The sequence below is a fragment of the Solirubrobacter soli DSM 22325 genome (genome assembly GCF_000423665.1).
Lineage (GTDB): Bacteria > Actinomycetota > Thermoleophilia > Solirubrobacterales > Solirubrobacteraceae > Solirubrobacter > Solirubrobacter soli.
Window position 1 is genome coordinate 97,453 of sequence record NZ_KE384073.1, and the last position, 23,204, is coordinate 120,656.

Here is a 23,204-nt window from a genome sequence, read left to right on the forward strand (position 1 = left end):
CCCTACTCGGCGGGCGCGTCGGCGGCGGCCACGAGGTCGTCGATCGCGGCCAGGTGGCCGCGGACCCGCTCGACCATGCCCTCGAGCACCCCGCGCGCGGACTCGATGCCGCCCGCGGCGTTGGTCAGGTGCAGCTTGATCCGCCGGACCTCGTCCAGCGCGCCGAGCGTGCGCTCGACCTCCGCCCGCAGCGCCGGAGCGTCGAGTCCCTCGACGCCGCCCTTGGCCATCAGCACGCGCGCCCGCGCCAGGGAGTAGGCGACCTGGAGCGCCAGGGCGCCCTCGTCCGGGTCGAAGACCACGAAGAGCTTGTCGCCGCCGACCTCGCGCAACGCGACCGCCCGCGCGGGCAGCCGGTCCTCGGAGGGCACCACCCAGACGCCGTAGTCCGCGGAGCGCTGGGCCATCGCCTCCTCGAGCTCGCCCAGCGCCTCCTTGCGCGACTTGCGCGAGTGCTTGGCCTCGAAGACGATCCGCCCCCGCGACGCGCCCGCGCAGCCGTCGATGTCGACGACCACGTCGCCCTTGCGCCCGCCGGCGCCGCCGAAGTCGCCGACCGCCTCGGCGTCGTCGCCCATCCCGCGGGCGATCAGATCGACCGCCTCGGCCACGGCCTCCTCGTAGGGGCGGCCCTTGGCGGTGCCGCGCGCGACCTCCGCCGCGACCTCGGTCGCCTTCTCGCGCTCCGCCCGCAGCCCCGCCAGCTCCAGCTTCAAGGCGACCATCTGCTCGCGCATCTGCTCGAGCTGGGCCTCCTGCCGCGTCGCCGCGTCGCGCGCCGCCCGCAGGTGCGCGGCCTTGAAGTCGGCGAGCGGGTTCGACCCGTCCGCGGACGAGAACTGCCGCAGCAGGTCCTCGCGCATCCGGGCGGACTGCTCCGTCATCACCTGCCGCAACTGATGTTGCACGGCCGCGCTCGATCCGTCGCCGAAGAGCCGCGTGAGCTCCTTCGCCAGGTGCCCGTTCTCGGCGCCGAAGACCTCGTCGACCTTGGTGCCGAAGAACTCGGCCACGACCCGCGCCTTGTCGGTGAACGCGGTCTCGACCTCGCGTGAGACCTTCTCGAACTCGGTGCGGACGAACTCGGCGTCGACGGCGTTGTGCTCGCGCTCCAGCACCCGCGCGCCGATCTCGATCGCGTCGATGACGACCGCCGTCGCGTCTTCGCCGGCCTCGATGCGCCGGTCCAGGAACGACGCGGTCGCGGGATCGTCGACGACGAGGTTGTCAACGATCACGCGGCCCATCAGCACATGGACCCGGGGTTGGCGTAGCGGGGTGGCGGCCTCCACGCCGACCACGCTACGAGCCGCGCCGGACAACTCAGCCCGTGGCGAAGCCGGTGATGCCCTGCGGCTCCTCTTCGATCACGTCGACCGAGGACACCGTGGCGTGGCCTGGACCGCGGCGCACGAACTCGATCATGGCCTCGACCGCTTCCGAAGGACCTTCGAAGACGCATTCGACCGTCCCGTCGAGCGTGTTCCGCGCGGAGCCGGCGACGCCCCGCCGCTCGGCCTCCCGGCGCGTCGCGTCGCGGAAGAAGACCCCCTGCACACGGCCTCCAGCGACCACGCGTCTGCGCACGTCAGCCATGCGGGTACGGTAGAGCGAATGACGGCCTTGGAGGTCGAGCTCGACGCCTGTGGCGGCGCTGATGCCCCGGCCACGGCCGCCGCTCGCCTGCGCGAGGTGCTCAACGACGCGCTCAAGACCGGCCGCGCCGAGCTCGCCAAGCCGCGCTCGGGCAAGGACGAGCCGGTCGAGATCGGGATCGCCGCCCAGGGCGGGAGCCTCGTCGCCGCCGTCCCCGTCACCGGCGGGCTGCGGGCCGACCCCGACATCGTCAGCGAGCGCGAATGGCTGTTGACGGCGGCGGTCGTCGGCACGCTGGTCGAGCTCGCCGAGCCGGGCCAGCTCACCCGCCCCGACGACCTGCGCCTGCGCGCCGGGGAGCTGAGCAGCGGCCACCTCGTCCTCGCCTACCCGGCGGATGCCTTCGAGGCCGACTTCGTCGAGCTCGCCTTCGAGGAGCAGTCGCACGCGATCGACCGGCTGCGCGCGACCGCCCGCGCGCTCCCGCCCGGCGTGATCGACGACGTCACGCTCAAGGAGCCGATCGGCTCGCGCCACCCGCTGCGGATCGCCGAGGCCGTCGCGCGGCTCGGCGGGCATCCCGCGAAGGCGTTCGACGAGCTCGAGGACGCCGTCCTGGCCCTGCTCGGCCCCGGCGGGAACGTCCCCACGCCGCACAACGACCCCGATCCGAGCCTGCGAGCGGCCCGCCGCATCCTGCAGAGGCTCGACGGCATGGGGAAGTGGGGCGGATATCACACAGAGTTCGCGCATCTCGCGCGAGGCTTCGCCGGCAACGACCGCGCGCTCGCGCAAGAAGTGGGGGAGGCCCTGCTGGAAGCGGGGCTGCTGGCCGAGAAGCCGTCGGTGGGCCAGCGCCACGTCTACCTCAACCCGCGCAAGGCGGCGGAGATCAAGAAGCTGATCGAGACAGGAGAGGTGCCGGCGGGTATGAGGCTGCCGCGATGATCACGACGCTCGCCACGCAGGCCCAGACGAAGCTCCAGACGCTCGTGACGCTCACGCGGGCGGGAATCGTCCACCCGGAGCGCCCGGACCGGCTCTGGAACACCGTGCACGCGCTGCTGCGCTACGGCACGACGCCCGCCGCCGGCTACACCGCGGCGGCCAAGAACTTCCCCGGCGAGCCGGCGATCATCGACGAGCTCGGCACGCTGACGTTCCGCGAGGTGGACGAGCGCACCAACGCGCTCGCCCGCGCCTGGGCGGCGGACGGCATCGAGGCGGGCGACGGCGTGGCGATCATGTGCCGCAACCACCGCGGGTGGGTCGACGCGGTCCTGGCCTGCAGCAAGCTCGGCGCCAACGCGCTGTTCCTCAACACCGCGTTCTCCGCGCCGCAGCTGGCGGACGTCGCCAAGCGCGAGAAGCCCAAGGCGGTGGTCTTCGACGAGGAGTTCGCCGAGGTGCTGCACGACGCCGCCACCCGTCGGAAGCGCTACGTGGCCTGGCATGACGGCAAGACCAAGGACCGCACGCTCGAATCCCTGATCGAAGGCGGCGACACGACCTCGCCGGGCGCGCCGCCCGAGCAGGGGCGGGCGATCATCCTCACCTCCGGGACGACCGGGACCCCGAAGGGCGCGTCGCGCTCGATGCCGAAGTCGCTGGACCCGATCGCCGCGCTGCTGTCGGTGATCCCGCTGCGCGCGCGGGAGAAGACGATGATCGCGGCGCCGCTGTTCCACGCCTGGGGCTTCGCGCAATGGGCGCTCGGGATCAGCCTCGCCACGACGGTCGTCCTGAAGCGCAAGTTCGACGAGGAGTCGACGCTCTCGCTCACCGCCCAGCACCAGTGCGACGCGCTCGTCGTGGTGCCGGTGATGCTCCAGCGCATCCTCGAGCTCGACGACGAGGTGCTCGACCGCTACGACCTCTCGTCGGTCCGCGCGGTGCCGGTCAGCGGTTCAGCGCTGCCCGGCGCGATCTCCGACCGCTGGATGGACCACTTCGGCGAGAACCTCTACAACCTCTACGGCTCGACCGAGGTCGCGTGGGCGACGATCGCGACGCCGCGCGACCTGCGCGAGGCGCCGGGGACCGTCGGCCGCCCGCCGCGGGGCAGCGTGGTCAAGATCTACGACGAGGCCGGCGGCCTGGTGGGCGAGGGGGAGTCCGGGCGGATCTTCGTCGGCAACGACGTCCGCTTCGAGGGGTACACCGGCGGCGGCAGCAAGGACGAGATCGACGGCCTGCTCTCCTCCGGCGACGTCGGCCACTTCGACAAGGCCGGGCGCCTGTTCATCGACGGCCGCGACGACGACATGATCGTCTCGGGCGGCGAGAACGTCTTCCCGGGCGAGGTCGAGGACCTCCTGCTCGGGCACGAGAACGTCTCCGACGTCGCGGTCTTCGGGGTCGACGACGAGAAGTTCGGCCAGCGATTGAAGGCCGTCATCGTCAAGAAGGGGTCCTTGAGCGAGAAGGACGTCCAGGACTACGTCAAGGCCAACCTGGCCGGCTACAAGTCCCCGCGCGACGTCGAGTTCGTGGACGAGCTGCCGCGCACGTCGACCGGGAAAGTGCTCAAGCGGGAGCTTCGTAATCTGTAAGGGGCAATGCCTCAGCGCACAGATATCTACGATCTGTCGCGGCTCGGGCTCACCTCCGGCGAGGGCCGGCGTCTGGACCTCCACGTCCACGTCGACCCGCTCCAATACGGCGGTTCCACTTACGCCGTCGACCCGGAGCTGGTGCCCGCGCGCGTCGACATCTCACGCACCACGGCCAACGGCTACGCCCTGCGCCTGCGGTTCTCCGCGACGCTCGACGGCCCCTGCATGCGCTGCCTGGAGGACGCGACGCCGCAGTTCGACGTCGACTCCTACGAGGTCCACCAGCCCGGCGCGGGCGACGACGACCTCAGATCGCCGTACATGGGCGAGCACGGGCTCGACCTCGAGGCGTGGGCGCGCGACGCGCTCGCCCTGGCGCTCCCGGCCCAGCTCACGTGTCGCGTGGACTGCGCGGGCCTGTGCCCGAAGTGTGGCGCGAACCTCAATGAGGACCCGGACCACGCCCACGAGGCCGAGCCGGACGCGCGCTGGTCGAAGTTGTCCGAGATCAAGTTCGAGTAGCGGCCCGCCGGTCGCTATCCTTCCCCGCCGTTATGGCCGTCCCCAAGCAGAAGCAGTCGCACGCGCGCACCGCGCAGCGACGCGCGCAGCACAAGATCACCGCTCCGACGGTGAATGGCTGCCCGCAGTGCCGCCGGCCGCGGCGTCCGCATCGCGTGTGCCCGCACTGCGGGTTCTACGGCGGTCGCGAGGTCGTGCACGTGCACGACCACGACCACGATCACGATCACTGATCAAGTCACCGTCGCGGTAGACGTCAACGGGGCCGACCTGGGCCCCGCTGAGGTCGCTCGCGGGGCTGCTCGCGCTGCTGCGGGTGGCGTCCGCGTGCTCCTTTTCGGTCCCGCGACGGAGATCGGAGCCGTTCCCGACGGCGTGTCGGTCGTCGATGCGCCGGTCTCGATCGCCAAGGACCCGGACCCGGCGCGCGCGGTCCGTCGCACGCCCGAGTCCTCGATCGTGCAGGCCGTCACCGCGGTCGCGAACGGGGAGGCCGACGCGCTCGTGAGCGGCGGCTCGACCGGTGCTGCGCTCGCGTCCTCGCTGTTCACCTTCAAACGCGCGCGCGGGGTCCATCGGCCGGCGCTGGCGCTGATGATCCCCGTGCCGGGGAAGCCGTTCCTCCTGCTCGACGCGGGTGCGAACGTCGAGGTCCGCCCCGAGCACCTGGTCCAGTTCGCGCACATGGGCGCGGCGTTCATGGAGGCCGTGGGTGGCGTGTCGTCCCCGCGGGTCGCGCTCTTGTCGAACGGGACGGAGGCTTCGAAAGGGCCGGAGACGGTCGTCGCCGCGCACGCGTCCTTGCAGGGTTCGCCCGGGCTGAACTTCATCGGGAACGTCGAGGGCTTCGCGATCGGGACGGGGGAAGCCGACGTGATCGTCGCCGACGGCTTCACCGGCAACGTCGCGCTGAAGGTCATGGAGGGCTCCTCGAGCGCGCTGCTCGGCGCCGTCCGCACGGTCGCGCTCTCGTCGTGGCGGTCCAAGCTCGGCGGGATGCTGCTTCGTCCCGCTTTGCGGGGACTTCGTGACGAGCTCTCGCCCGAGGAACAGGGCGGCGCGGTGCTCCTCGGGCTGCGCAAGCTGGGGGTCGTGCCGCACGGCTCGTTCGGCGCCCTGGGCTTCCAGCGGGCGATCGAGGTCGCCGCCCGCGGCGTGCGCGAGGACGTCGCCGGGCGCACCCACGCGCGGCTGCAGGCGGCCGGGGCGCTGCGGAAGGCGTCCGACCCGGCGGCTAGCGTGCCGGAGGAGTCATGACGCGCGACGAAGTCCTCGAGCTGATCCGCGAGCACCTGGCCGACGAGCTGGAGCTCGACCCTGCCCGGATCCAGGAGTCCACGCACTTCCGCGAGGACCTGTCCGCCGACTCGCTGGACCTCTACACGCTGGTGCAGGAGCTGGAGGACCAGTACGGCGTGAAGATGTCCGACGAGGAGGCCGCCCAGATCCACACGGTCGCGCAAGCCATCGACTTCGTCCTGGCCCGCAACCCGTCGAGGCCCTAGTGTCGCGAGTCGGAAGTTCGCGCGCGCATAGCGGCCCGCATCGTCGTGGCCGGCGGTCGCCGGCGATCCGGTGCATACCGGGTGTACGTGCGGGATCGCCGGCGGCCGTCAGGCGCGACGAGGCGTCCGCTAGGTGCCCGCGAAATTCTGAATCGAGGCACTAGCGCTGCGCAAGCTGCACGACCTGCTCGAGTCCCTGCCGGACGATCTCGCCCGGCAGGCGGTCACGCACTCGTCCTGGACCGAGCGTCGGGCGGACTCCTACGAGCGCCTCGCGTTCCTGGGCGACTCCGTGCTGTCGCTCGCGGTGACGACGCACCTGTACCCGCGCCTGGAGGCGGACGCGTACGGGGCGGGCCGGCTGACGAAGATCCGCGCGCAGGCGGTCTCCGGGCGCTCGTGCCGGGCGGTCGCCGAGCGGCTCGGGATTCCGGAGCGGCTGCGGCTGGCGGCGCCCGAGTCGGTCGCCGGGCCCGCGACCGAGCAGCTCGCGCAGACCGAGCGCGTGCTCGCATCGGTGATCGAGGCCGTGATCGGCGCCTGCTACCTGGAGTTCGGCTACCTGGAGGTCGCCGACGCGGTGGTCGAGGCGTTCACGCCGGAGATCGAACAGGCGTTGACGCAGCCCGCGGACTTCAAGTCGGCGCTGCAGGAGCGGCTGGCGCGGCGCGGGACGGTCGTGGCGTACGAGATCGCCGCCGAGGAAGGCCCGCCGCATCAGCGGACCTTCGAGGTCGTGGCGGTCGTCGAGGGCGAGGAGCTCGCCCGCGGCTCCGGGCGCTCGAAGAAGGACGCGGAACAGGCCGCGGCCGAGGCGGCGCTGGAGTCACTGGCTCCCTAGGTCCATGCACCTGAGCTCGATCACCCTGAAGGGCTTCAAGTCCTTCCCCGACCGTACGCGGCTGACGTTCTCGCCCGGCGTGTCGGTGATCGTGGGGCCGAACGGGTCGGGCAAGTCCAACATCACCGACGCCGTGCTCTGGGCGATGGGCGAGCAGTCGCCGGTCGCGGTCCGCGGCGCCTCGATGCAGGACGTGATCTTCGCCGGCGCCCACGGCGTTCAGGCGCGTTCGGAGGCCGAGGTCGAGGTCGTGCTCGACAACGCGTCGGGGACGCTGGACCTGCCGGTGGGCGAGGTGGCGATCACCCGCAGGCTGACTCGCGCCGGCGAGGGCGAGTACCGCATCAACGGCGCCAAGTGCCGGCTGTCGGACGTCATCGAGATCCTCAGCGACACCGGCCTGGGCAAGGAGATGCACTCGGTCGTCTCGCAGGGCCGCGTGGCGGAGATCGTCACGAGCAAGCCGCGCGATCGCCGGATGCTGATCGAGGAAGCGGCCGGCCTCGGCAAGCACCGCAAGCGCCGCCGCCGCGCGCAACTGAAGCTGGAGCGCACGCAGGACAACCTCGACCGCGCACTCGACGTCGAGCGCGAGGCCCGGACGCGGCTGAAGCCGTTGAAGCGCCAGGCGGAGGCGGCCGAGCTGCACGCCCGCATCGAGCGCCAGATGGACGAGGCGCGCTGGACGCTGGCCCGCGACGGCTCCCGCGTCGCCCGCGCCGCGCTGGCGGCCGCGGAGCAGGCGGTCGCGGCCGCTCGCGCCGCCGCTTCGGCGACCGAGACCGAATTGGAAGCGGTCGGCAAGCGCCGCGAGGCCGCCGAGGAGGCGCTCTCCTCGCGTTCGTCCGAGCGCGAGGCCTTGTCCTCGCGCTTCTACTCCGCGCGGTCCTCGGGCGAGCGGATCGCCATGCGGCTGGACGCCGCGCTGCGGACCGTCGGCGAGCTGGAGGAGCGCGCGGCCCGCCGCCGCTCCTCGATCCAGCGATTGGAGGCCGAAGCCGAGGCCGACACCGGCGACGACGGCGCGGCCGAGCGCATCGCCGCCCTGCAGGCCGAGCTCGCGGAGCTCGCCGACGACTACAAGGCCCGCCTGGAGCGCGAGCTCGCCGAACTCGAGGAACGCCGCGAGGCCGCCACCGCCCTGGTCGCCGAACGCGCCGCGGCCGCCGGCGCCGCCGCGGCACGCCGGTCCGCCGGCGAAGCAGCGGCCGAAGCCGCCCGCAAGGCCCGCCGCGAGCTCGACAAGGCCGCCGAACTGGCCCGCCGCGAGTCGGCGAGGATCGGCGCCGAGCTCGCCAAGGCCAACCAGTTCCTCCGCGCCAACGCCGGCGCCCCGGGCGGCGCCAAGGCGATGGCCGACCTCCTCGCCGCCGCCCCCGGCTACGAGTTGGCGCTCACCGCCGCTTTGGGCCCCCGCATGCGCGCCGCGGTCGCCTCCGACCTCGAAGCGGGCGCCGCCCTGCTGGCGAAGGCGGGCAAGGATGGCGCCGCGGCCCTGATCGTCCCGGCGGCGCCGCCCGCCGCCGCGGCGCCCACCGCCGCCGCGCCCGCCGACGCGGCGCCCGCCGACGCGGCGCCCGCCGACGCCGGCGCCTCGCCGCCCGCCGCCGCCGCGCCGCAGGCCGCCACCGCACCGCCCGCCGACGCGCCCTCTCCGCCCGCGCCCGGCGCGGAGCCCCTCGCCGCCCACGTCACGCCCGCCGGCGACGACGCGGCGCGGCGCCTCGCCGCGCTCGTCCTCGCGGACGTGTGGGTCGTCGAGGACGTCAATGCCGTCGACCCCGTGTTCAACGGCGTCGCGGTCACCAAGGACGGGCGCGTGTGGTCGCCTTCGACGCGCGAGCTCCGCCAGGTCGCGCCCGGCGGCGCCGATCGGGTCCTCGCCGAGCGCAACCGCCGCGACGCGCTCGTCGAGCAGGTCGAGCAGGCCGCCCAGGCCGAGCGTGCCGCGCAGGCGGAGGTCGAGCAGGCACAGGCCAAGGTCGCGGAGGCCGACGCCGCGCGCGACGCGATCGACCGCGAGGCACGCGCCGCCTCCCGCGCCCGCGACGAGGCCGCCGAGGCCGAGCGCCACGCCCGCTGGGTCATCCAGCAGCGCCGCAGCGCCCCCGACGAAGGCCCGAGCGCCGAGCGTCGCGCGCAGGTCGAGTCCGCGATCAAGACCGAGCAGCGACTCGCCGAGCGCGCCGACCGGGAACGGCAGGAGCGCGCCCGCCGGCTCGAGCACGAGCGCCGCCGGCTCGCCCGCGACAAGGCGCTCAAGCCCGTCGCCGACCGGCTCGCGAACGCGCTGCGGGCGACCGGCGAGGTCATCAAGACCCGCGTCGAGGTGCTCGAGGCCGAGCTCGCCGCCGACCGCGCCGCCGCCGACAAGCTCACCGCCGAGCTGCGCGAGTGCGCGGCGGAGGAGTCGCGCGTGCACCAGCGGCTCAAGCAGCGCGGGGAGGAGGTCACCCGCGGCGAGGTCAAGGCCCAGCAGGCGCGCGACCACGCGCAGGACGCCGAGGAGGAGCTCACGCGCCTCGCGACCAAGCTCGGCCTCGAGCCCGAGCCGTCGGCGGAGGCGCTCCCGGACAGCGAGCGCGACACGCTCACCACTCGGATCGAGCGCCTCCAGCGCCGCCGCGACGGGCTCGGCCCCGTCAACCCGCTCGCGCAGGAGGAGTACAAGGAGGCCCTCGAGCACGTCGAGGAGCTCGAGCGCCAGCGCAACGACCTCGAGACGGCGCTGAGGGAGCTCCAGCAGCTCATCCGCGACACCGACCGCCGGATCAAGGAGGCCTTCGAGGAGACCTTCGCCGCCGCGGCCAAGAACTTCGAGGAGGTCGTCGGCCACCTGTTCCCGGGCGGCCGCGGCAACCTGCGCCTCGTGCGCGAGGACTCCGGCCCGCGCCCGGTCCTCGGTGGCGCAGGCGACGACGAGGCCCAGGCGCCCGAAGAGCCCGACCCCGAGGAGAACACCGGCGACGGCCCCGACGACAAGATGGGCGTCGAGATCGAGATCACGCCCGCGGGCAAGTCGACCAAGCGCCTGACGCTGCTCTCGGGCGGCGAGAAGACGATGACCTCGCTCGCCTTCCTGTTCGCGGTGTTCCTCGCCCGCCCGTCGCCGTTCTACATCCTCGACGAGGTCGAGGCCGCGCTCGACGACCTCAACATCGACCGCTTCCTGAAGGTGCTGCGCTCGTTCTCCGACCGCGCGCAGTTCATCGTCGTCACCCACCAGAAGCGCACGATGGAGGCCGCCGACAGCCTGTACGGTGTGTCCATGGCGGGCAACGGGGTGTCGAAGGTCATCTCGCGCAAACTTCCGCGGGCGGTCGAGGAGCAGGCGGCATGACGCACGACGAAGCCGTCTCGGACTCCTCGGACGTAGCGGGCTCGCTCGGCGTCACGTCGTCGACCGCGGTCGTCGGCTCGCTCGGCGTCGTGGGCTCCGCCGCCGTCGCCGGATCGATGGGGGTCGCGGGCGCGTCCGCCGTGACGGGCAGCGCCGGCGTCGCGGGCAGCTCGGTCGTCGTCGGGAGCGCCGGCGTCGCGCTCTCGATCGGCGTCGTCGGCTCCGCCGGCATCGTCGGCGGCATCGGCAACGTCGGCTGCAGCGCCTGCGTCGGCTGCATCGGCTGCATCAACTGCCACGGCTGCGTGGGCTGTATCGGCTGCTCAGGGCTCACCGGCGCCGTCGGCCAGATCGGCGTCCACAAGTGACGATCCGGCGCGCGATCCCGAACATGGTGGCCGACGATCTGGCGAAGAGCCGCGAGTTCTACGCGGGCTTCCTCGGCTTCGACGTGGCGATGGACGAGCCCGGCTTCACGATGTTCGCCTCGCCGTCGAACCGCACGGCGCAGATCACCCTCGCCGACAAGCACAACCCGGGCCAGGATCGCGGGATCTCGGAAGCGCACGTGAGCGTGGAGGTCGAGGACGTCGACGCGCTCCACGCGGAGGCGGTCCGCCGCGGCCTGGACATCGTCTACCCGCTCACCGACGAGCCCTGGGGCATCCGCCGGTTCTTCGTCAAGGACCCCGACGGCACCGTGATCAACGTGGCGATGCATCTCTGATGCTCGGTGGCGTCCCAGAGACCGCGCTCTGGACGCTCTACCACCGCTCGCTGGCGGCGCGGCAGGGTGTGCTGGACGACCCGAAGGCGATCGAGCTCGTCGACGAGATCGACTACCCCTTCAAAGCGCGCTTCGGCGGCGGAGAGACCGCGACCTGGCAGGGCCTGCGGGTCCGCGCCTTCGACAACGAGATCCGTCGCGTCCTGCACGACAAGCCGGACGCGACGGTGGTCGCACTCGGCGAAGGGCTCGAGACCCAGCGGTTCCGCGTGGACAACGGCCGCGTGCGCTGGATCACCGTCGACCTGCCGGACCTGATCGCGGTCCGCTCCCGCTACCTGGGAGGCGAGACGATCACGGCCTCCGCGCTCGACGTCGACGCCTGGGCGCACACGAAGCCCGACCTGATCACCGCCCAGGGCCTGCTGATGTACCTGACCCGCGACGAGGTCCACGGCCTGTTCGAGCGGATGCCGCCGGCGGAGGTCGTCTTCGACGTCGTCTCGCCCTGGCTCGCGAACCGCCGCCCGAAGCGCGACGCCTACGAGGCCCCGCCCTGGACCTGGAGCGCCGACAAGCGCGAGCTCGCCACGCTCCCGCTCAGCGACCTGCACCGCGTGCCGTTCCCGCACGCGGGGCGCTTCCTCGTCCCATTGCTGACGCGCGTCGTCCGCGCGATCGACGTCTACAGCGCGTGGACGATCGCCGCGAGCAGCTCGAACACGAGCACCCCGCCGACCACCAGCACCGCCGCCAGCAGCGCGAACGCGCCCAGCGCGAACCGCGAAGCCACCCGCGCGACCCGCCGCGACGTGTAACGCGTCTCGGTCGGCAGCCGCCGCTCGGCGACGACCATCAGCACCGCGCCCAGCAGCCCGGCGCCGTACTGCCGCCGCTCGGCCTCGCACACCCGCTCGCGCCAGCGCGTGGCCATCGCGCGCGCCTCGCGCCGCTTGCGCAGCGCCCGCCGCGGGAGCGTCTCCAGGCGAGACTCCCAATAGGTGAGCGATTCGCGTGCATCACCGAGAGCGGACATGGATTCCGAGGATATCCTGCGCCGGACCTTATGGCCCGTGATTGGTATGACCTGTTCGAGCTCGGCGCCCACGTCGCGTCGCCGCCTCCGTCTGAGCCTGAGCGCGAGGAGAGGCGCCGCGGCTTCTTCCGCCGCATGCGCGACAACATGCGCAAGACGCGCGAGGCGCTGCAGGCGGAGGTCCAGGCGACCCTGTTCACCGGCGACCTCAACGCCGACACGTGGGAGCGCCTCGAGGAGGCGCTGATCTACGCCGACGTCGGCGCCCGCACCACCGCCCAGGTGGTCGAGGAGCTCGAGCGCGAGGCCGAGGAGGGGTCCCTCGTCGGCGGCGAGGCGCTCACCAACCGGCTCGCGGAGCTGCTGGCCAAGCTCGCGCGCACGGGCGACGACAAGATCGACCTGCGGCCGGACCCGACCGTGATCCTCGTCGTCGGCGTCAACGGCACCGGCAAGACGACCACGATCGGCAAGCTCGCCTGGCACCTGCGCAACACGCTCGGCCTGACGGTCGTCGTCGGCGCGGCGGACACGTTCCGCGCCGCCGCGGTCGAGCAGCTCGAGCGCTGGGGCGAGCGCGCGGGCGTGGACGTCGTCAAGGGCCCGGAGGGCTCGGACCCCGGCGCGGTGGCGTTCGACGCGATCGCGCGCGGTCGCGAGCGCGGGGCGGACGTGATCATCATCGACACCGCCGGCCGGCTGCACACGCAGACGAACCTGATGGAGGAGCTCTCCAAGGTCCGCCGCGTCATCACCAAGCAGATGCCCGAGGCGCCGCACGAGACCCTGATGACCGTCGACGCGACCACGGGCCAGAACGGCGTGCGCCAGGCCAAGCTGTTCGGCGAGGCCGTCGGCGTGACCGGGATCATCCTCACCAAGCTCGACGGGACGGCCAAGGGCGGCATCGCGCTCGCGATCGCCAACGAGCTCGGGATCCCCGTCAAATTGATCGGCATCGGCGAGCAGTTGGAGGACCTGCGGCCCTTCGACGCCGACGACTTCGCGAAAGCCCTGCTGACCGCGTAACACGCGACGATCCAGCAGATACGATCGGAACATGGACCCGTGGGTGCTCTGGGTGATCGCGGCGGTGGTGCTCGCAATCGGCGAGATGGCCACGCTGAGCTTCTTCCTGGCGCCCTTCGCCGGCGGCGCGGCCGTGGCCGCGGTGCTCTCGGCGCTCGGAGCGGGGGCCACGATCGAATGGGCGGCGTTCCTGGTGGTCTCCGTCGTCCTGCTCGCGGCGCTGCGCCCGATCGCGCGCGAGCATCAACGCACCAAGGGCAAGGTCAAGATGAACACCGCGGCGCTGGTGGGGCAGACCGCGATGGTCGTGGAGCGGATCGCGAACGCCGAAGGCGTGGGCTGCGTGAAGCTCGACGGTGAGATCTGGACCGCCCGGGCGTTCGACGACGACGAGGTCATCGAACCCGGGACGAGGGTCCACGTGCTCGAGATCCGGGGCGCCACGGCGCTCGTCAGCCAGTGAGGGAGACCGCATGACCGCAGGTTTGATCGTTCTGATCGTCCTGGCGCTGTTCGTGTTCATCACCGCCGCCGCAGGGGTGCGGATCGTGCCGCAGGCGCGGGCGGGGATCGTGGAGCGGCTCGGCCGCTATTCACGCACGCTCGAGCCCGGGCTGACGTTGATCGTGCCGTACATCGACCGCGTGAAGCCGCTGATCGACCTCCGCGAGCAGGTCGTCTCGTTCCCACCGCAGCCGGTGATCACCGAGGACAACCTGGTCGTCGGGATCGACACCGTCATCTACTTCACCGTCACCGACCCTCGTGCCGCCACGTACGAGGTCGCGAATCCACTGCAGGCGATCGAGCAGCTGACGGTGACGACGCTGCGCAATGTGATCGGCGGCATGACCCTCGAGGACACGCTGACCTCGCGCGACTCGATCAACAACGCGCTGCGCGCCGTGCTCGACGAGGCCACCGGCCGCTGGGGCATCCGCGTCAACCGCGTCGAGCTCAAGTCGGTCGAGCCGCCGCGCACGGTCCAGGAGGCGATGGAGAAGCAGATGCGCGCCGAGCGCGACCGCCGCGCCACGATCCTCACCGCCGAGGGCGTCAAGCAGTCCCAGATCCTCACGGCCGAGGGCGAGAAGCAGTCCGCGGTCCTGCGTGCCGAGGGCGCGCGCACCGCCGCGATCCTCAAGGCCGAGGGCGAGGCGAAGGCGATCGAGACCGTCTTCGGCGCGATCCACGACGGCGCCCCCGACCAGGCGCTCCTGAGCTACCAGTACCTGCAGATGCTCCCGCAGCTCGCCCAGGGCAACGCGAACAAGGTGTGGGTGATCCCGTCGGAGTTCTCGCAGGCGCTCGGCAACGTCGTCTCGAGCTTCACCGACGGCGTGCCGGCCAAGGCCAAGCCGCGCCCGCGCAACATGGACGAGATCGACGCCAAGGCCGCCGCGGACGCCGAAGAGGCCGCCCGTGCCGCCCGCGAGGCGACCGAGCTGGCCAACGAGACGACGTCGCCGGTCCCGCGCGAGATCCCGCCGCCGCCCAGCCCGCCGGCGCCCGACGCCTAGCCCCACGATCATCCGACCTTAGGCGCGGCCTCGTGCCGCGCCCCCGCGCGGCCCGCCCGCGCGCCGCCTACTCCGGCTTCGCCCGCAGGCCGTCCAGCGCGATCGCCAGCACGCGGTCGCGCTGCGAGTCGTCGACGTACTTGGCGGCGACGATGCCTGAGACCATGCGCAGGACGTCGTCGAACTCGACGTCCGGGCGGATCTCGCCGGACGCCTGGGCGCGCGCGAACAGCGGCTTGCTCGCGTCGAACATCGCGGCGCGGCAGGCGCTGAACATCTCGGAGTCCTTGTTCAGGGCCTCCTTCATCGCCATCTTCGTCGCCACGTAGTCGGTGAAGTTCTCCAGCCAGGCGGCGAAGCCGTCCCACGGCTCCATCGCGTAGAGCTGGCGGGCGCTGTCGCACAGCTCCTCGACTCCGCCGACGTAGACCGACGTGAACAGGTCCTGGCGGGTCGGGAAGTTCCGGTAGAGCGTGCCGATGCCCACGTTCGCGCGGCGCGCGATGTCCTCCAGCGACGCGTCCGTCCCGTTCTCGGCGAACACTTCCCGCGCGGCCGCGATCAGGGCGTCGAAGTTGCGCCGCGCGTCGGCGCGCTGCGGGCGGCGGACGGTGATGGGGAGGAGCGTTGGTGACTCGGACATTTTCTTCTCGGAGTGGAGGATAGCCTCCGCTATAGTGGAGGCAAGCCTCCGGAAACGTGGAGGCTGTCCTCCATTTTATCCCTTACGACCGAAAGACGAACGCCATTCTCACGCGTGACTCATCCCAGGAGGGCCGTCGTCGGGCTCCCCGTCCGGTCGACCGCCGGAACCGGCCGCTGGTCGCGGCCACCCGCCGTACGCTGCGCGACCGCGCGGACGCGGCACTGATCAACCAGTGGCTCTCCGAGCAGGCCACGACGCCACGGGCGCCCAAGACGCCCGCGGCGTAACGACCTCTTCCTCTCTCTCCCCTTGAATCAGGGCGGCCTCCGAGCCGCCCTTTTTCATGCCCCGAAGGCCTTCATCGCCTTGATCCGGTTGTCCGCGTCGAGCGCGGCCACCTTGTAGGACTCGGCGAACGTGGGGTAGTTGAAGACCGCGGTGACGAGGAAGTCCAGCCCGCCGGCACCGGCGGCCATCACGGCTTGCCCGATGTGGACGAGGTCGGTGGCGCTCGTGCCGAGCACGTGCACGCCCAGCACGGAGCGGTCCTCGGGGGAGACGAGCAGCTTCAGGATGCCGTCGCGGTCGCCGGAGATCACCCCGCGGGCGAGCTCGCTGAAGCGCGCCATCCCGGCGACGTAGGGAACCGCCTCGTCGGTCAGCTGCTCCTCGGTGCGCCCGACCATCGCCAGCTCAGGGATCGCGTAGACGCCGTACGGGATCAGCTGCGGCAGCGAGGCGACCGGCTGGTCGAACGCGTGCAGCGCCGCGATCCGGCCCTGCTCCATCGCGGTCGCGGCCAGGCCCGCGCCGCCGGCGACGTCGCCGACCGCGAAGATGTGCGACACCGCGGTGCGGTAGGCCTCGTCGACCTTGATCCGCCCGCGCTTGTCGCACTCCAGGCCGGTGGCGCCGAGCCCGAGCTTGTCCGTGTCGCCCTGGCGGCCGGTCGCGTAGAGCACGGTCTCGGACACGATCTCCTTGCCGGAGGCCAGCTTCAGCCGCGCGCCGCGGCCCTTGAGGGCCTCGACGGCGTCGACCTTCTCGCGCAGCCGGAACGTGACGTTGCGGCGCCGCAGCAGGTACTGGAAGGCCTCGCCGATCTCGGTGTCGAGGAAGCTCAGGACGCGGTCGCGCTGGTCGACGACGGTCACCTTGGTCCCGAGCGCGCCGAACATCGACGCGTACTCGACACCGATCACGCCCGCGCCCACGACGGTCATCGTGCGCGGGACGCGGCTCTCGAGCTTGAGCAGGCCGTCGGAGTCGATGATCGTCCGGTCGTCGAACTCGACCGTGGCTGGCCGGGCGGGGCGTGTGCCCGTGGCGATGACGATGCGGGCGGCCCGGATCGGGTCGTCCGAGCCGTCGAGGCGCACGGTGTGATCGTCCTCGAACGCGGCATCACCGGGCAGCAACCCGACGTGGTTGCGCCGGAACTGCTCGCGCGTGATCGCGGTCTCGGCCGCGACGACGGCGGCCGCGCGGTCGAGGAGTTGCTGAATCGCCTCACGCTCGGTCTCCTCGACCCGGCTCGGATCGAGCACGTCCAGAGGGCGCGTGGCGAGCTGCTCCAGGGTGGCCTGGCGCAGCGTCTTCGAGGGGATCGTCCCGGTATGGATCGAGACGCCTCCGAGGCGGTTTCGGCGTTCGGCAACGGCGACGCGTTTGCCGAGCTTGGCTGCTTGGATGGCGGCCTTCTGACCGCCGGGACCCGAGCCGATGACAAGAAGATCGAGCTCCACGGGCGCGAAGTCTCCTACAGTCTCAATTCATATGTTCGATTCGCTCTCGGAGAAGCTGCAAGGGACGCTCGCGGGGGTACGCCAGCGCGGCGCCCTGACCGAGGACGACATCAACAAGGCCATGCGCGAGATCCGCCTGGCGCTGCTCGAGGCCGACGTCAACTTCAAGGTCGTCAAGCAGTTCACGAGCGCCGTCAAGGAGCGCGCGCTGGGGATCGAGGTCACCAAGCAGCTCAACCCGGGCCAGCAGGTGATCAAGATCGTCAACGAGGAGCTGACCGCCCTGATGGGCGGCCAGTCCGCGGGCATCACCTTCTCGCCGCGCCCGCCGACCGTGATCCTCATGGCCGGCCTGCAGGGCTCCGGCAAGACGACCGCCACGGCCAAGCTGGCGAAGCTGCTCAAAGAGCAGAACAAGTCCTCGGTCGCCGTCGCCGCGTGCGACGTCTACCGCCCGGCCGCCGTCGAACAGCTGATCAAGGTCGGCGCCCAGGCGGGCGCGACCGTCTACGAGCAGGGCACCGACAAGGACCCGGTCGACATCGCCGGCTGGGCGCTCGACCAGGCCAAGCGCGACGGCAAGGACGTCCTGATCGTCGACACCTCCGGCCGCCTGCACGTCGACGAGGCGCTCATGCAGGAGCTGGCGAACATCAAGAAGCGCGTCAAGCCGCACGTCGTGCTGCTCGTCGTGGACGCCATGACCGGCCAGGACGCGGTCAACGTCGCCGAGCAGTTCGCCGAGGTCGCCCAGTTCGACGGCGTGATCCTCTCGAAGCTCGACGGCGATGCGCGCGGCGGCGCGGCACTCTCGGTCAAGGCCGTCACCGGAAAGCCGATCCTGTTCGCCTCGACGGGCGAGAAGCTGGGCGATTTCGAGAAGTTCCACCCCGACCGCATGTCGCAGCGGATCCTCGGCATGGGCGACGTCCTGTCGTTCATCGAGCGCGCGGAGCAGCAGGTCGACGAGGACGAGGCCAAGGAGCTCGAGCGCAAGCTCCGGAAGAACCAGTTCACGCTCGAGGACTTCCTCGACCAGCTCAAGAAGATCCGCCGCATGGGGCCGCTCACGTCCCTGCTCGGGATGATCCCGGGCCTCGCGGGCCACCAGCTCTCGAAGATGAACGTCGACGAGTCCGAGCTCGATCGCGTCGAGGCGATCGTGCTGTCGATGACCCCGTACGAGCGCCGGCATCCCGAGCTGATCAAGGGCTCGCGTCGCCTGCGCATCGCCAAGGGCTCGGGCACGACCGTCCAGCAGGTCAATCAGCTGGTCAAGCAGTTCGACCAGATGCGCAAGCTCATGCGCGGGATCCAGCAGGGCAAGATGCCCGACCTGGGTCAGCTGATGAGACAGCGTTAGCTCACCGCGCGCCCACTTCGCGGCGGACCCGCCGCGGTGATCCGCTATCCTGCCGCGCCGATATGGCAGTCAGCATGCGACTCACCCGCGTCGGCGGGAAGAAGGACCCCCAGTGGCGGGTGGTCGTCGCCGACCGCCGTTCCCCGCGGGACGGTCGGTTCATCGAGACCCTCGGTCGGTACAACCCGCAGACCGAGCCTTCCACCATCGTCCTCAATGAGGAGCGAATCCAGTACTGGCTCTCCAAGGGCGCCGAGCCCTCCGAGCCCGTCCAGAAGCTCCTCAAGACCCAGGGCATTCAGCCCGCCAACCGCTAAAGCGCTCCCTTTGCGCGAGCTGCTCGAGTACCTCGCTAAACAACTCGTCGATCATCCCGAAGGGGTCAAGGTCGAGGAGTTCGAGGAAGATGACGGCACGCTCGTATTGGAGCTCTCCGTGGACGAGGATGACTACGGACAGGTCATCGGACGAGGCGGCCGGACCGCCCAAGCCCTCCGCACGGTCGTCAAGGCCGCCGCGGTCAAGGACAACCGCCGCGTCCTCGTCGACATCGTCGAGTGATCACCTGCGGGTCGGCCGGATCGGTCGCCCGCACGGTCTCGACGGGTCCTTCTACGTCGCCGAGCCCGATCCGGCGCTGCCGGGCGGTGACGGTGTCGTCTTCGTGTTGGGTACGGCTCGCCGCGTGGTTCGGCGCGCCGGCACGACCGAGCGCCCGATCCTGCGGTTGGAGGGGTCCTCGTCGCGCGACGACGCGTTGGCGTTGCGCGGCAACGAGCTGACGATCCCGCGAACCGAGGCTCCGCTGGAGGAGGGCGAGTACTGGGCGTCCGACCTCGCGGGCTGCACGGTCGTGGATGGCGACGTCGTCGTCGGCTTCGTGCGCCAGATGAGCGCGCTGCCCTCCGTCGAGGTCCTGGAGGTCGACCGCGCCGACGGCTCGGAGTTGCTCGTGCCGATGGTGCGCGACTGCATCCGCTCGATCGACATCGAGGCGCGCCGCATCGACATCGACCTGGACTTCCTCGGTGAAGGCTGACGTCTTCACGCTGTTCCCGCAGTCGTTCGACTGGTTCCGGACCCAGCGGCACGTCGAGAACGCGTTGTCGTTGGGCCACTCGGTCGAGACGGTGGATTTCCGGGCGTCGACGCCGCTGAAGTGGGGGCAGGTCGACGACACGCCGTTCGGCGGTGGCGCGGGGATGGTCCTGCGGGTGGACGTGATGGAGGCGGCGCTGCGTGACCGCTACGGGGAGGATCCCGTGGCCTTGCGGTCTTCCCGCCGCGTCATCGCCTTGACGCCGACCGGCCGTGTCTTGGACGACGCCCTCGCCACCGAGTTGGCGTCGTGCGACGAGCTCACGCTGCTCTGCGGGCGCTACGAGGGCTTCGACGAGCGCATCCTCGAGCACTTCGTGACCGAGCAGGTCTCGATCGGCCGCTACGTGCTGGCCGGGGGAGAGCTCGCGGCGATGGTCGTGCTCGACGCCGTGCTGCGCAAGCTCCCGGGCGTCCTGGGCAAGGATGCGTCGGCCGTCGAGGAGTCGTACTCGGAGGCACTGGAGGGCGCACCGGAATATCCGCACTACACCCGCCCCGCGGATTGGCGTGGCTGGGCGGTTCCGGACGTCCTGTTGTCCGGCCACCACGCCCGCGTGGATGAGTGGAGGCGCGAGCAATCACGGAAGCGCGCCGGCCGTCCGCTACCATGAGCGACCGCCGCGAGGCCGATCCTCGCGCGCCTTCTTATCGCTTATGAGCACCGTTATTGACACCCTCGAGCGCAATCAGTTGCGCCGCGTCCCCCGCTTCCAAGCCGGGGACCGCGTCAAGGTCCACTTCCAGGTCATCGAGGGCACGCGGCGCCGCACGCAGGTCTTCGAAGGCGTCGTCATCAAGCGCCAGGGCGAAGGCGTCCGTGAGACTTTCACGGTTCGCAAGCAGTCCTTCGGCGTTGGTGTCGAGCGTACGTTCCCGATTCACTCGCCGAAGATCGAGAAGATCGAAGTCGCCGCCCGCGGTGACGTCCGGCGCGCGAAGCTCTACTACCTGCGCGGCCGCGTCGGCAAGCGTGCCCGCGTCCGCGAGCGCCGCTACACCGGTCCGGAGGAGGTCGTCGAGCGCGGCATCCTGTACGACCCGGCGGCGGAGGCCGCGGCTGCGGTCGACGCCGAAGTGCCCGGTGAGGCCGTCGACGAGCAGGCGCTCGCCGAGGCCGAAGTCGTCGAGACCGACGCGTCCCCGGACGCCGAGGCTGCGGCGGCCACCGGTGACGAGCAAGCAAGCTAGGGAGTACAAGAAGGTGGCGACCAAGAAGGGGTCGTCCTCGGCATCGGGCTCCCTCCTCGAGCTGATCATGATCGTGGCGGTTGCCCTCGGCCTGGCCCTGGGCATCCAAGCCTTCCTGGTCAAGCCGTACCGGATCCCGAGCGAGTCGATGGTCCCGACCCTCCAGGTCGGCCAGCGGGTGCTCGTCAACCGCATCGGCGCCCGCTTCTCGGACCCCGACGTCGGCGACGTCGTCGTCTTCCACCCGCCGGCCGGCGCCGAGCAGGACAACACCTGCGGCTCCGGCCAGCCGCCCGCCGGTCAGCCGTGCGACAAGCCGACCTCCGACCGCGCGGACGTGAACTTCATCAAGCGCATCGTGGCCGGCCCGGGCGACAAGCTCCGGATCGACAACGGCAGGGTCGTGCTGAACGGCAAGCTCCAGAACGAGCCGTTCGCCGAGCCCTGCGGTGGGGGCGAAGGCTGCGACTTCCCGACCGAGATCACGATTCCAGCCGGGATGTACTTCATGATGGGCGACAACCGTGGCTCCTCTGACGACAGCCGTTTCTGGGGACCAGTCCCCAAAAAGTGGATCATTGGCCAAGCCTTCGCGACCTACTGGCCGCCGAAGCGCATCGGCCTCCTCTAAGAAGTCGGCCGGCTCCCGGCTGTTCCGCTTCGACCGTGGCCTCGGCTACCGGTTCGTCGCCGGCGCGGACGAGGCCGGCCGGGGCTGCCTCGCCGGCCCGCTGGTCGCCGCAGCGGTCCTGTTCGACTACGAGACCCTGTCTCTGTCGGACCGCCGCTCTTTGAGTGCGCTGAACGACTCCAAGCAGCACACGATGGAGATGCGCGAACTGCTCTACCCGCGGGTCATGCGGGCCGCCGTCCGCGTTTCCGTGACGTCGCGCTGCGTGCGCGGCATCGACGAGCGGGGGTTGCACAAGACCAACCTCGCGGCATTGTCGGACATGCTCCGCCGCGTCGGCGTCTCCGGAGGCATCTGTCTCTCCGACGGCTTCCCGGTCCCCGCCACCGGCTTCGAGCAGCGCCACGTCGTGGGCGGCGACGCCACCTCGGCCGCAATCGCCGCCGCCTCCGTGATCGCGAAGGTCACCCGCGACCGCTTCATGCAACGCATGGAAGAGCGCTACCCGGGCTGGGAGTTCGGCGCCCACGTCGGCTACTCCACCCCCGAACATCGCGCCGCGATCGAGAAACTCGGCGTCTCACCCCTCCATCGGCTGTCGTTCCAGTCGATGGCCTACCAACAACTCGCCCTCTAGCCACTCCGCGCGAGTCCGCGCGCCGGCGCCGCCATGCGCGCCGCGCCCCCGTGCGCTCCCGGCCGCCGCGCGCGCAACGCCGCCTCGCGCGCCGCGCCACGCTACGCCACCGTGCGTGCCGCGCCCCGCGCGCGCCCGGCCGCCACGCGCGCCGCCGCCACGCGCGCCGCGCCGCGCCACCGCGCGCGCCCGGCCGCCACGCGCGCCGCGCCACCGCGCGCGCCGCGCCGCGCCACCGCGCGCGCCCGGCCGCCACGCGCGCCGCCGCCACGCGCGCCGCGCCGCGCCACCGTGCGCGCCGCGCCCCCGCGCGCCGCCCGGCCGCCGCGCGCGCCGTGCCACCTTGCGGCTCGCCGCATCGCGCCGCCTCGGGCCGCCGCCACCGGGCCGCCTCGGGCCGCCGCACCGCCTCGCGCGCCGCGCCGCCCGTGCCGCCCGCTGCGCCGTGCCTCTCTCCCGGCCGGCTCGTCGGCCCGCGCGCCGTTGCGGTCACCCGTCACGCTTGCGGCCCCGCCTGCCGACCGCGTCGCATCATGCGCACCCGGCAACCTCTCGCCGCCCCGCAGCGAACCCGACACACAAAAGGCACACATTTGGTGCACTTTCGTCGCAAATACGCGTAGAGCCGTAGCGGGCCCCGGCCATAGCTTGCCCGGCCATGACAGACGTCCGGCACACGGCGGGCAGACGAGGCGAGGATCTCGCCGCCGAGCACCTCGAGCGCCTCGGCTTCCAGGTCCTCGCCCGCAACCACCGGACCCGCTTCGGCGAGCTCGACCTCGTCGCCTACGACGGCGAGACCCTCGTCTTCGCTGAGGTCAAGACCCGCCGCTCCGGCGCCCGGGAACCCTGGGAGAGCCTCCACGAGCGCAAACGCACCCAAGTCCGCCGCATGGCGATGGCCTGGCTCAAGGACAGCGCCGATCGCCCCTCCAGCCCCCACCTGCGCTTCGACGGCATCGCCGTCCTCCTCGACACCAAGGGCGACCTCATCCGCCTCGACCACCTGGAGGCCGCGTTCTGATGCGCCCCACGACCACGCCATCTCACTCCGCTACCGCGCCATCTCGCCCCGGTGTCGCGTCCGTCCCAGCCGCCCGGCGCGCCGCCGCTCCCGCGCTGACCGCGCGCCCCGCCCGCCCGCCGTCTCTCCCGGCCGACACATCCACACGCCTCGCCGCCGCGTCCGTCTCAACCGCACCTCACGCCACCACGCCACCCG

26 protein-coding genes and 1 pseudogene are annotated in these 23,204 nt (G+C 71.7%); 23 read left to right on the top strand and 4 right to left on the bottom strand.

Features of this window, described 5'->3' with window-relative positions; all coding sequences use genetic code 11:
* Positions 1-2: 2 nt before the first annotated feature.
* Both G569_RS0141310 and G569_RS0141315 read right to left on the bottom strand, forming a co-directional pair.
* On the bottom strand, positions 3-1,292 hold the full coding sequence (locus G569_RS0141310; RefSeq protein ID WP_157592663.1) for a hypothetical protein: 1,290 nt from the start codon (positions 1,290-1,292) through the stop codon (positions 3-5).
* Between the two features lie 31 nt (positions 1,293-1,323).
* Entirely contained in the window at positions 1,324-1,596 is a 273-nt protein-coding gene (locus tag G569_RS0141315) for an acylphosphatase (protein ID WP_028067751.1), read from the bottom strand.
* A gap of 18 nt (positions 1,597-1,614) precedes the next feature.
* Between G569_RS0141315 and G569_RS0141320 the strand changes: the two genes are divergently transcribed.
* The 14 genes from G569_RS0141320 to G569_RS0141385 all read left to right on the top strand — a co-directional run bounded on the left by G569_RS0141320 (position 1,615) and on the right by G569_RS0141385 (position 14,671).
* Entirely contained in the window at positions 1,615-2,544 is a 930-nt protein-coding gene (locus G569_RS0141320) for a hypothetical protein (RefSeq protein ID WP_028067752.1), read from the top strand.
* On the top strand, positions 2,541-4,148 hold the full coding sequence (locus tag G569_RS0141325) for an acyl-CoA synthetase (RefSeq protein ID WP_028067753.1): 1,608 nt from the start codon (positions 2,541-2,543) through the stop codon (positions 4,146-4,148). Before G569_RS0141320 ends, G569_RS0141325 begins: the two co-directional genes overlap by 4 nt.
* Before the next feature lie 6 nt (positions 4,149-4,154).
* Positions 4,155-4,673, top strand: a complete 519-nt coding sequence (locus G569_RS0141330; protein WP_028067754.1) for a YceD family protein — start codon at positions 4,155-4,157, stop codon at positions 4,671-4,673.
* A gap of 32 nt (positions 4,674-4,705) precedes the next feature.
* Positions 4,706-4,906, top strand: a complete 201-nt coding sequence (gene rpmF / locus G569_RS0141335; protein ID WP_028067755.1) for a 50S ribosomal protein L32 — start codon at positions 4,706-4,708, stop codon at positions 4,904-4,906.
* Positions 4,899-5,930 carry a phosphate acyltransferase PlsX gene (gene plsX, locus G569_RS0141340; protein ID WP_037503143.1) on the top strand — a complete coding sequence of 344 codons (1,032 nt, stop codon included), beginning with the start codon at positions 4,899-4,901 and terminating at the stop codon, positions 5,928-5,930. Before rpmF ends, plsX begins: the two co-directional genes overlap by 8 nt.
* Positions 5,927-6,178, top strand: a complete 252-nt coding sequence (acpP, locus tag G569_RS0141345; RefSeq protein WP_028067757.1) for an acyl carrier protein — start codon at positions 5,927-5,929, stop codon at positions 6,176-6,178. The genes plsX and acpP overlap by 4 nt, the downstream gene beginning before the upstream one ends.
* 196 nt (positions 6,179-6,374) lie before the next feature.
* Complete coding sequence (locus tag G569_RS0141350) at positions 6,375-7,019, top strand: ribonuclease III family protein (RefSeq protein WP_245602770.1); 645 nt, start codon at positions 6,375-6,377, stop codon at positions 7,017-7,019.
* 4 nt (positions 7,020-7,023) lie between these two features.
* Entirely contained in the window at positions 7,024-10,359 is a 3,336-nt protein-coding gene (locus tag G569_RS0141355) for a chromosome segregation SMC family protein (RefSeq protein ID WP_028067759.1), read from the top strand.
* On the top strand, positions 10,356-10,727 hold the full coding sequence (locus G569_RS56020; protein ID WP_037502997.1) for a hypothetical protein: 372 nt from the start codon (positions 10,356-10,358) through the stop codon (positions 10,725-10,727). The genes G569_RS0141355 and G569_RS56020 overlap by 4 nt, the downstream gene beginning before the upstream one ends.
* The gene (locus G569_RS0141365) at positions 10,724-11,086 is read left to right on the top strand and encodes a glyoxalase superfamily protein (protein ID WP_028067760.1); all 363 of its coding nucleotides are present in this window, start codon (positions 10,724-10,726) and stop codon (positions 11,084-11,086) included. The genes G569_RS56020 and G569_RS0141365 overlap by 4 nt, the downstream gene beginning before the upstream one ends.
* A complete protein-coding gene (locus G569_RS65025; protein WP_053227773.1) occupies positions 11,086-11,904 on the top strand; it encodes a class I SAM-dependent methyltransferase in 819 nt (272 codons plus the stop codon). The genes G569_RS0141365 and G569_RS65025 overlap by 1 nt, the downstream gene beginning before the upstream one ends.
* Positions 11,905-12,152: 248 nt before the next feature.
* Positions 12,153-13,151, top strand: coding sequence for a signal recognition particle-docking protein FtsY (ftsY, locus tag G569_RS0141375; RefSeq protein WP_028067761.1), 999 nt, complete (start codon positions 12,153-12,155; stop codon positions 13,149-13,151).
* A 31-nt stretch (positions 13,152-13,182) separates the two neighbouring features.
* Positions 13,183-13,614 carry an NfeD family protein gene (locus tag G569_RS0141380; RefSeq protein ID WP_028067762.1) on the top strand — a complete coding sequence of 144 codons (432 nt, stop codon included), beginning with the start codon at positions 13,183-13,185 and terminating at the stop codon, positions 13,612-13,614.
* A gap of 10 nt (positions 13,615-13,624) precedes the next feature.
* On the top strand, positions 13,625-14,671 hold the full coding sequence (locus G569_RS0141385; RefSeq protein ID WP_028067763.1) for an SPFH domain-containing protein: 1,047 nt from the start codon (positions 13,625-13,627) through the stop codon (positions 14,669-14,671).
* A gap of 67 nt (positions 14,672-14,738) precedes the next feature.
* Here the strand turns inward: G569_RS0141385 and G569_RS0141390 are convergent, their stop codons facing one another.
* Entirely contained in the window at positions 14,739-15,314 is a 576-nt protein-coding gene (locus G569_RS0141390) for a TetR/AcrR family transcriptional regulator (protein WP_028067764.1), read from the bottom strand.
* Positions 15,315-15,658: 344 nt separating this feature from the next.
* A complete protein-coding gene (gene sthA, locus G569_RS0141395) occupies positions 15,659-17,062 on the bottom strand; it encodes a Si-specific NAD(P)(+) transhydrogenase (protein WP_028067765.1) in 1,404 nt (467 codons plus the stop codon).
* A 31-nt stretch (positions 17,063-17,093) separates the two neighbouring features.
* Between sthA and ffh the strand changes: the two genes are divergently transcribed.
* The 9 genes and pseudogenes from ffh (at position 17,094) to G569_RS0141445 (ending at position 23,006) form a co-directional block, all read left to right on the top strand.
* Positions 17,094-18,425, top strand: coding sequence for a signal recognition particle protein (gene ffh / locus G569_RS0141400; RefSeq protein WP_028067766.1), 1,332 nt, complete (start codon positions 17,094-17,096; stop codon positions 18,423-18,425).
* Between the two features lie 62 nt (positions 18,426-18,487).
* Positions 18,488-18,742: a 30S ribosomal protein S16 gene (gene rpsP / locus G569_RS0141405; protein WP_028067767.1), complete on the top strand. Its 255-nt coding sequence runs from the start codon at positions 18,488-18,490 to the stop codon at positions 18,740-18,742.
* 10 nt (positions 18,743-18,752) lie between these two features.
* Positions 18,753-18,986: a KH domain-containing protein gene (locus tag G569_RS0141410; RefSeq protein ID WP_028067768.1), complete on the top strand. Its 234-nt coding sequence runs from the start codon at positions 18,753-18,755 to the stop codon at positions 18,984-18,986.
* Between the two features lie 4 nt (positions 18,987-18,990).
* Positions 18,991-19,464 (top strand): ribosome maturation factor RimM, encoded by a 474-nt coding sequence (gene rimM, locus G569_RS62060; protein WP_306765401.1) that lies wholly within the window; start codon positions 18,991-18,993, stop codon positions 19,462-19,464.
* On the top strand, positions 19,454-20,137 hold the full coding sequence (gene trmD, locus G569_RS56035) for a tRNA (guanosine(37)-N1)-methyltransferase TrmD (protein ID WP_053227775.1): 684 nt from the start codon (positions 19,454-19,456) through the stop codon (positions 20,135-20,137). Before rimM ends, trmD begins: the two co-directional genes overlap by 11 nt.
* Positions 20,138-20,180: 43 nt before the next feature.
* Positions 20,181-20,531, top strand: a pseudogene (gene rplS / locus G569_RS65810) (50S ribosomal protein L19); the annotation flags it as partial.
* A 163-nt stretch (positions 20,532-20,694) separates the two neighbouring features.
* Positions 20,695-21,345: a signal peptidase I gene (gene lepB / locus G569_RS0141430; protein ID WP_245602727.1), complete on the top strand. Its 651-nt coding sequence runs from the start codon at positions 20,695-20,697 to the stop codon at positions 21,343-21,345.
* A complete protein-coding gene (gene rnhB / locus G569_RS56040; RefSeq protein ID WP_053227776.1) occupies positions 21,293-21,982 on the top strand; it encodes a ribonuclease HII in 690 nt (229 codons plus the stop codon). Before lepB ends, rnhB begins: the two co-directional genes overlap by 53 nt.
* A 658-nt stretch (positions 21,983-22,640) precedes the next feature.
* Positions 22,641-23,006, top strand: coding sequence for a YraN family protein (locus tag G569_RS0141445; RefSeq protein WP_028067772.1), 366 nt, complete (start codon positions 22,641-22,643; stop codon positions 23,004-23,006).
* Positions 23,007-23,204: the final 198 nt, after the last annotated feature.